Origin of the sequence: Actinacidiphila oryziradicis, from assembly GCF_005047355.1 — a bacterium.
Lineage (GTDB): Bacteria > Actinomycetota > Actinomycetes > Streptomycetales > Streptomycetaceae > Actinacidiphila > Actinacidiphila oryziradicis.
Map to the genome: position 1 here is coordinate 1 of NZ_SUMC01000205.1, position 6,845 is coordinate 6,845.

The following is a 6,845-nucleotide window of genomic DNA, read 5'->3' on the forward strand; positions in this document are numbered from 1 at the left end:
TCAGCGCCATTTCCTGGAACGGCGTCGTAGAGCCCCGCGGCCACCACTGCGGCCGGAGCCGCTTGATGGAGCCGGTCGTGTCGAGCTATCCGTCGCCGGCCTGCAGAAACTGCCGACAACTCGGCGGAAGTGCAACCCCGAGCTGCTCCTCCAACTGCCTACTTCCGCCGCTGGCCCTTGGGCCGCCGCGGATAGGGGAACAGCCGCGGTCTGCGCTTGGCCGCCACGTCCTCGACCCAGCCGAAGAGCAGCAGCGCCAGGAGGATCAGCGGAATGGCGACCAGCAGCGGGAGCCACTGGCTCGACAGCAGCCACTGCAGGTGCGTGTAGATGAAGTCGTTGCTCCAGAGCGGGTTGATCAGCGGTTCGGTGAGCACCAGCGCGAGGCTGTGCCACAGGTAGACAGTGACCGCGCGGGAGTTGAGCAGGCTCACCACTCCGTTGAACCGCTCCAGTGGCCGGGGCCACTTCTCCCATGAGGGACTCAGGTGAAGGAGCAGCATCACGCTGCCGAAGGACCAGATCGCCTGGGCCAGTGGCACCGCCTCCAGGTCGGGGCCGACCCGGGGGTTGTCCACCGGCGCTTGCTGCAGCCACCAGTAGCCGGCGGCGAGCACCAGCGGCGCGATCGAGGGTACGACGTACTGGGGGATGCGGCGGAGCAGCCCCTCGTTGTGGGCCATGCCCAGCAGCCAGCAGGAGGCGAAGGTGGTGAAGTCGGTGGCGGCCTCCATCACCCGGCCGGACTGGTCGACCAGGCCGGAGTTGAGGAAGGCCGACAGTGCCAGCGGCACCAGCAGGGTGACCCAGGGAAGCCGGCGCACGGCCTTGAGCATGAGCGGTGACAGCAGCACGAACCAGAGGTACGCACGCAGGTACCACAGCGGCACCGCGACCTGCTCGGCCCAGGTGGAGGGCAGGTGGCCGCCGAATCCGGACAGGTTGGAGGCGAAAGGAGGGGTGCTGAGCGGCAGGATCCAGAAAGCGAGGTGGCCCCACCACCAGTTGGGGTGGCCTTCGGAGTTCGGGCCCCAGCCATCGAGGATCATGGCGGTCAGCAGGACCGCGCCGAACATCCACATGGGGGGAAGCAGGCGACGCATCCGCCCCCGGATGACGCTCAGGGCCGGTCGGCTGAGGGACTTGGCCATCAGCGAGCCGGCCAGCGCGAACATCACGCCCATGGAAGGGAAGACCAGCGGCAGCCAGGTCCAGGAGAAATTGTGGTAGATCACCACCCGGACCAGGGCCAGCGCCCGCAGCAGGTCCAGGTAGCGGTCGCGGCCGGCCTTCGGCTTGGGTGCCGCGGGCCCGGGCCCGGGCTCGATCTCCAGTGGGGAAGTCTGCGCCGGCACCACAGCGCGGTCGGTAACCCGTAGGGCCATGGTGTCGGAGTCGCTTTCGAATCCGAGCCTGCCAGGTTCCGCAATGCTCATGATGACTTCGCCCCCGTGGTGACGTCGAGCCCGACCTCGCCGGTGCGCCGCAGCTTCTGCCAGCGCAGTCGGCCTCCGGTCAAGGCGGTTATCCAGGACTGCAGGAGGACCATGTACATGAGAACCCGGTAGACCACCTGCTGCACGGGCAGGGTGACCAGATGCCAGGGCTTCTCCCGGTCCAGGTGGAAGGACCACCAGGCGAAGATGCCCTGCAGGGCCAGCACCGCGAACCAGGCGCCCAGGGTCTTGTAGGGGTCGACGAAGGCCACGCCATAGACCATGGCGACATCGATGGCGGGTGCGAGCAGCGGCGTGAACACCATGAACAGGGCGACGAAGGGAAGTCCGATCCGGCCGAAGTGTCCGGCCGGGCCGCGCTCCAGCACCGCGTGCCGGTGCTTCCACATCGCCTGCATGGTGCCGTAGCTCCAGCGGTAGCGCTGGGACCACAGCTGGCTCATGGTGCCGGGCGCCTCGGTCCAGGCGCGGGCGTTCTCGGCGTAGACGATCTTCCAGCCGGCCCGGTGCAGCGCCATGGTCACGTCGGTGTCCTCGGCGAGTGTCTCGTCGCTCATCCCGCCCACCTGCTCCAGCGCCGTGCGGCGGAAGCCACCGACGGCACCGGGGATGGTCGGCATGCAGCTGAGCACGTCGTACATCCGGCGGTCGAGGTTGAAGCCCATCACATACTCGATGTGCTGCCAGGCGCCGATCAACGTGTCGCGGTTGCCGACCTTGGCATTGCCCGCCACGGCGCCGATCCGCGGATCGCCGAAGGGCTGCACCAACTCGCGGACGGTCGAGGGCTCGAAGACGGTGTCGCCGTCCATCATGACGATCAGTTCGTTCGAGGCCGCGGCCACACCGGTGTTGAGGGCAACGGACTTTCCGCGGTTGGGCTGGCAGATGAGTCGGACCATCGGCAGGCCGAGTTCTTCCACGATGGCGGCGGTGTCATCGGTCGACCCGTCGTCGACGACGATCACCTCGATGGGATAGTCGCTTCCGGCCAGCGAGAGCAGGGTGTTGGTGATGCACTCCTGCTCGTTGTAGGCGGGTACGACCACGGTGACCGGTTCGATGACCGGATCGCCCCAGGAGAACCCCGGCTTGCGCGTGCGGCGCACATGTATGACCGAGAGCACCAGCATCAGCGCGAAGCGCACGAACACCAGCACACCGACGACCGCGAGCAGAGCGACCAGCCAGGGCATCAACCCCACGGAGAAGGTGGTGCACCACAAGAACGCCTTGCCGGCCCACAGGTTGTAGCCGGTGACCGGGGTGTCCGCGGAGCCGGTGCCGAGCGCCTCGCTGACGGTCTTGAAGGTGTAGCCCTCGGACTTGAGCTTATTGATGATGATCGGGAGCGCGGCCAGTGTCTGCGACCGGTTGCCGCCCGCATCGTGCATCAGGACCATTTCGCCCTGCCCGGCCAGGTCGGGCAGGGCGGCCTTGACGATGGCGTCGACGCCGGGGCGCTTCCAGTCGTCGGTGTCCTTGTCGATGAAGGCGGTCAGATAGCCGTCCGACCCGACCTCCTTGGTCACCGGCCAGGACCAGTCGTCGAGCGCGTCGACGGTGGAGGAGTAGGGCGGGCGGAACAGGCTGGAGTGGATTCCGGCGACACCTGCCAGGGCGAGCTGGGTCTCGCTGAGCTCCCAGGTGAGCCTGGTGCTCGCCTGCAGCGCGAGGTCGGGGTGGGTGAAGGTGTGCACACCGATCTCGTGGCCGCCGGCCACGATCTGGCGGATCAGCGCGGGATTGCGGGTGGCCATCGAGCCGGTGACGAAGAAGTCGGCGTGCACATGCTGGGCCGCCAGCACCTTGAGGATCTTGGGCGTCCACTGGAGGGACGGTCCGTCGTCGAAGCTCAGGACGATGGTCTTGTCGGGGATGGTGTAGCTGACGGGCTTGCCGTTCTTGTCCCCGCGTGCGTCCACGATCGGGCCGCCCTGCAGCACGCTGCGCGGCACGGTTCCCTTGTCCACCGAGACCGCGATGCGCTCGTCGTGGAAGACCTCATTGTTCGCCATGCCCCGCAGCACCAGCAGCGCCAGCAGGCTCACCAACACGGTCACCGGCAGGAAGAAACGCAAGGGGGGCGCAGCGAGTCGGCGCGGCCGCGGGCTGGAGCGCCGGGAGCGTTGGTGGCGGGACATGGACTTCCTGGTCGTTGTCTGCGCGCGTTACGGAGTGGAGGTCGGGACAGTGGTCCCGATCCCGGTCCCGGTCCGGGTGGCGGTCCCGGTGGCGGTCGGTCCGGCGCCCGCGATGGCCGATGGACGGTCACCGCGCTTGGTTTTGCCGGGAGGCGAGGGCGGCGCGGCGTTCACATACTGGCTGGGCGGGGTGGTGTCCGCAGTGTCCGGGACGGCGAAGGCGGGCGCCTGCGACTGGATTCCGAGCAGGCCGGAGATCATGGCCACGCCGAAACCGACGCACACGATGCCGAACACCCAGCCGAGGCCGCGCAATCGCCGACCGCGCCGACCCGTCCGGTCCACAAAGACGGGAGATGGCTCAACTTCCATACGGGGACTGGTCACCGAGGACCTCGGGCTTTCGTTGATCGCGTCTCAGCGGACTCCAGTGTTCGATGAAAGTACTGGAACGAACTATGGGAAGCATGCAGGATGTTCGGTTTGCCAGCCTCTGCCCTCCGGTCCGTGACCATATCGAAATGAAAATGTGGATAATCCGGGGAGGGCTCGTATAGTTTTGGTCCTGGACCTTGCCGCCTGCCCGATCGGACGTTCCGTGCATGGCCAGACCCCCCCGCCCCGGCTACCTCGCGGTCGCAGCGATGCTCGTGGTCACCGGCCTCTTCCTGGTCTACGCCTTCGGCGGTAAGGGAACTGCCGGCGGCACCGGGGCGAGCGGAAGCACCCCCTCCGCCTCGGCGGCGCGCTTCGACGTCTCGTCCATGCTGCACCCGGCCGGCCGGGTACTGGGCGTCGTCGACAACAAGACGCCCTGGCAGTACGGCATCGTGAAGACCTTCACACGGCAGGCGGGGCGCGCCCCCGACATCCGCGAGTACTACGCCTCCTGGGGCGAGGACTTCGACTCGGAGGGCAACGCCTTTCTCTGGCGGCACGGGCAGCTCCCGATGCTCGCTCTGGTGCCCTCCGGCACCCCGCTGGCCGATATCGCCGGGGGCTCCCAAGACTCCTACATCCGCCGGCTGGCCCATCAGATCGCCGCCTACCAAGGCCCGCTGGCCCTCTCCTTCGCCGGTGAGATGAACGGTCCGTGGAACCTCTGGGGGCCCGGGCATGCCAAGGCTGCCGACTTCGTCGCGGCCTGGCGGCACGTCCACGACATCTTCCGCGGCCTCGGCGTCACCAACGTGATCTGGGTGTGGAGTCCCCATGTGGCCGACACGGGCACCACCGCCAGGCTGCGCCCCTACTACCCTGGCGGCGCCTATACCGACTGGATCGGCGTCATCGGTTACTACGGGCCGATCGACGGCGTCGCCTTCTCCAGTCTGTTCACGCCCACCCTGCGGGAGATCGCGCGCTTCTCCGGCAAGCCGGTGCTGATCACCGAGACCGCCGTGGCGCAGAGCAGCCGCAAGGAGGAGCAGATCCGCGACCTGTTCCAGGGCGCCGCCAAAGCGGGCGTCATCGGGCTGGTCTGGTACGACAACCGCAAGACCTGGCCGGGCAGCTCGCTGCTGATGGACTGGCGCATCGACACCTCGGTGGGCGCCGAGGCGGCCTTCCGCGTGGAATCGGCCCGGGCCCGCTTCGGCCACCCGTTCACGAGCGGCTGAGCCGCACCCAGCGGACGCGGCCGGGCGCGGGCCCGGCCGGTACGAAATCTACGATGGCGCGTGAGGGCGGGAGGGCCGCCGCGACGCGGACGACCGAGCGGAGTGGAAGTACGGGGATGACGACACAACCCTCACCGGAGCAGGGCGCTCTTCAGGAGGACGCCGACTGGGCCTTCAGGTCCCGCGGGCCGGTCAACGCAAAGCCGGGCCGCGAACCGCGCCCAGAGTCGCCGGCGGCGCCCCCGCCCGGGGCTACCGCAGTTCTCGGTCCCGGGACGGCACTGATACCCGTGCCGCTACCCGGGCCCGCCTCGGCGCAGCCGCTGCCGCAGCGCGGGAGAGGCAGGCGAGCAGGCAGAATCGCCCTCGCCCTCGCCGTCCTTGCCGCCGCGGGCGGGGCCGCCGCCGTCGTGCTGAAGAAGGCAGACGGCGCCCCCCTCGCGCCGAAGCAGTTGGCGCAGGTGTGGCAGGTGCCCGCACCCGCCGCGGACGACGAGCTGATCGGGAGCTGGCTCACCGGCACGCGGCTGATCCGGGCTTCCACCCGCGGCGGCGTCAGTGCCTACAACCTGGCCGACGGCCGCGAGGTGTGGCGGACCTGGCGGACCACCCCCACGGCGAAGGAGGGCACCGTCCCCTGCGCCATGTCCCCGACGCTCGCCGCGCACGGCATCGGCATGGTCGCCTTCGGCCGGGACGGCAACTCCTGCACCTCGCTGGCCGGCATCGACACGGCCACCGGGAAGATCCTTTGGACCACGCCCCTGGTCAATTCCGGTCACCCCACGGCGATGGCCGCCCAGACGTACGTCCAAGGTGATGTCGCCACGATCGTCAGCGAGAACTTCCTGGGCGGTCTGAACGTCCGCACCGGTCGCCGCATCTGGGGCTTCAAGGCCCGCGGCTCCTACTGCAACGCCTACGACTGGGGCGCCGACGGGATCGTGCTGGTGGACGACTACTGCGCCGACAGCAGCAACAAGTTCACCCTCACCGCGTACGACGGGAAGAGCGGAAAGGTGCGCTGGACCCAATCCCAGAGCGCCCACACCGATGTGGCCCACATCTTCTCCGGCTCGCCGCTGATCGCCTCGCTCCATACGGCGGTCGAGGACAGCGTGCGGGTCTTCGCCCCTTCCGGACGCAGCCGCAAGCTCGCCGTGGGCAACACCGAGGTCGCACCCGGCAACGACTCCGCCGCCGACCACTCCGCACGGCTCGTCGGCAACATCCTGCTCACCCCGGCCCAGACCGCCGCCGGCAGCGAGATCGACGGTTATGACACCGCCACCGGCGCCAAGCTGTGGAGCTACCGCTCAGCCGCGCTCGCCACCACTGCGGCCGGGGCCGACCAGGTGTACGCCCTCTCCACCTCCGGCCGGCAGCAACTCCTCCAGCTCGACCCGCGCACGGGCCACGCCACCCCCCTCGCGCGTCTGCCGGTCGGCACCGGCCACGGGAACTTCACCGCAGGCACGGTGTACGTGACCCCGGACGGCGGGGTGCTGGAGCTCAACGCCCTCGGGACAGCCGGTGGGGTGCGGCTCTACCGGTAGCGTCCGGGGGCGGCCGGCGCGCGAACCGAGGCAGGACGACCGGAGCCGGGCGCGCGGACGGGCAGGAGC

At 69.1% G+C, this 6,845-nt stretch carries 5 protein-coding genes; 2 read left to right on the plus strand and 3 right to left on the minus strand.

What is annotated here, in order from left to right:
• Positions 1–158 precede the first annotated feature (158 nt).
• The 3 genes from FCI23_RS53145 to FCI23_RS53155 all read right to left on the minus strand — a co-directional run bounded on the left by FCI23_RS53145 (position 159) and on the right by FCI23_RS53155 (position 3,973).
• A complete protein-coding gene (locus tag FCI23_RS53145; protein WP_246144893.1) occupies positions 159–1,436 on the minus strand; it encodes an acyltransferase family protein in 1,278 nt (425 codons plus the stop codon).
• The gene (locus FCI23_RS53150; RefSeq protein WP_136731279.1) at positions 1,433–3,538 is read right to left on the minus strand and encodes a bifunctional polysaccharide deacetylase/glycosyltransferase family 2 protein; all 2,106 of its coding nucleotides are present in this window, start codon (positions 3,536–3,538) and stop codon (positions 1,433–1,435) included. The genes FCI23_RS53145 and FCI23_RS53150 overlap by 4 nt, the downstream gene beginning before the upstream one ends.
• Before the next feature lie 90 nt (positions 3,539–3,628).
• The gene (locus FCI23_RS53155) at positions 3,629–3,973 is read right to left on the minus strand and encodes a hypothetical protein (RefSeq protein ID WP_136731268.1); all 345 of its coding nucleotides are present in this window, start codon (positions 3,971–3,973) and stop codon (positions 3,629–3,631) included.
• 230 nt (positions 3,974–4,203) lie between these two features.
• Here FCI23_RS53155 and FCI23_RS53160 point away from each other — a divergent pair, with 230 nt between their 5' ends.
• Positions 4,204–5,220 (plus strand): glycoside hydrolase family 26 protein, encoded by a 1,017-nt coding sequence (locus FCI23_RS53160; protein WP_136731270.1) that lies wholly within the window; start codon positions 4,204–4,206, stop codon positions 5,218–5,220.
• A gap of 290 nt (positions 5,221–5,510) precedes the next feature.
• The gene (locus FCI23_RS53165) at positions 5,511–6,776 is read left to right on the plus strand and encodes an outer membrane protein assembly factor BamB family protein (protein ID WP_169317442.1); all 1,266 of its coding nucleotides are present in this window, start codon (positions 5,511–5,513) and stop codon (positions 6,774–6,776) included.
• Positions 6,777–6,845 lie beyond the last annotated feature (69 nt).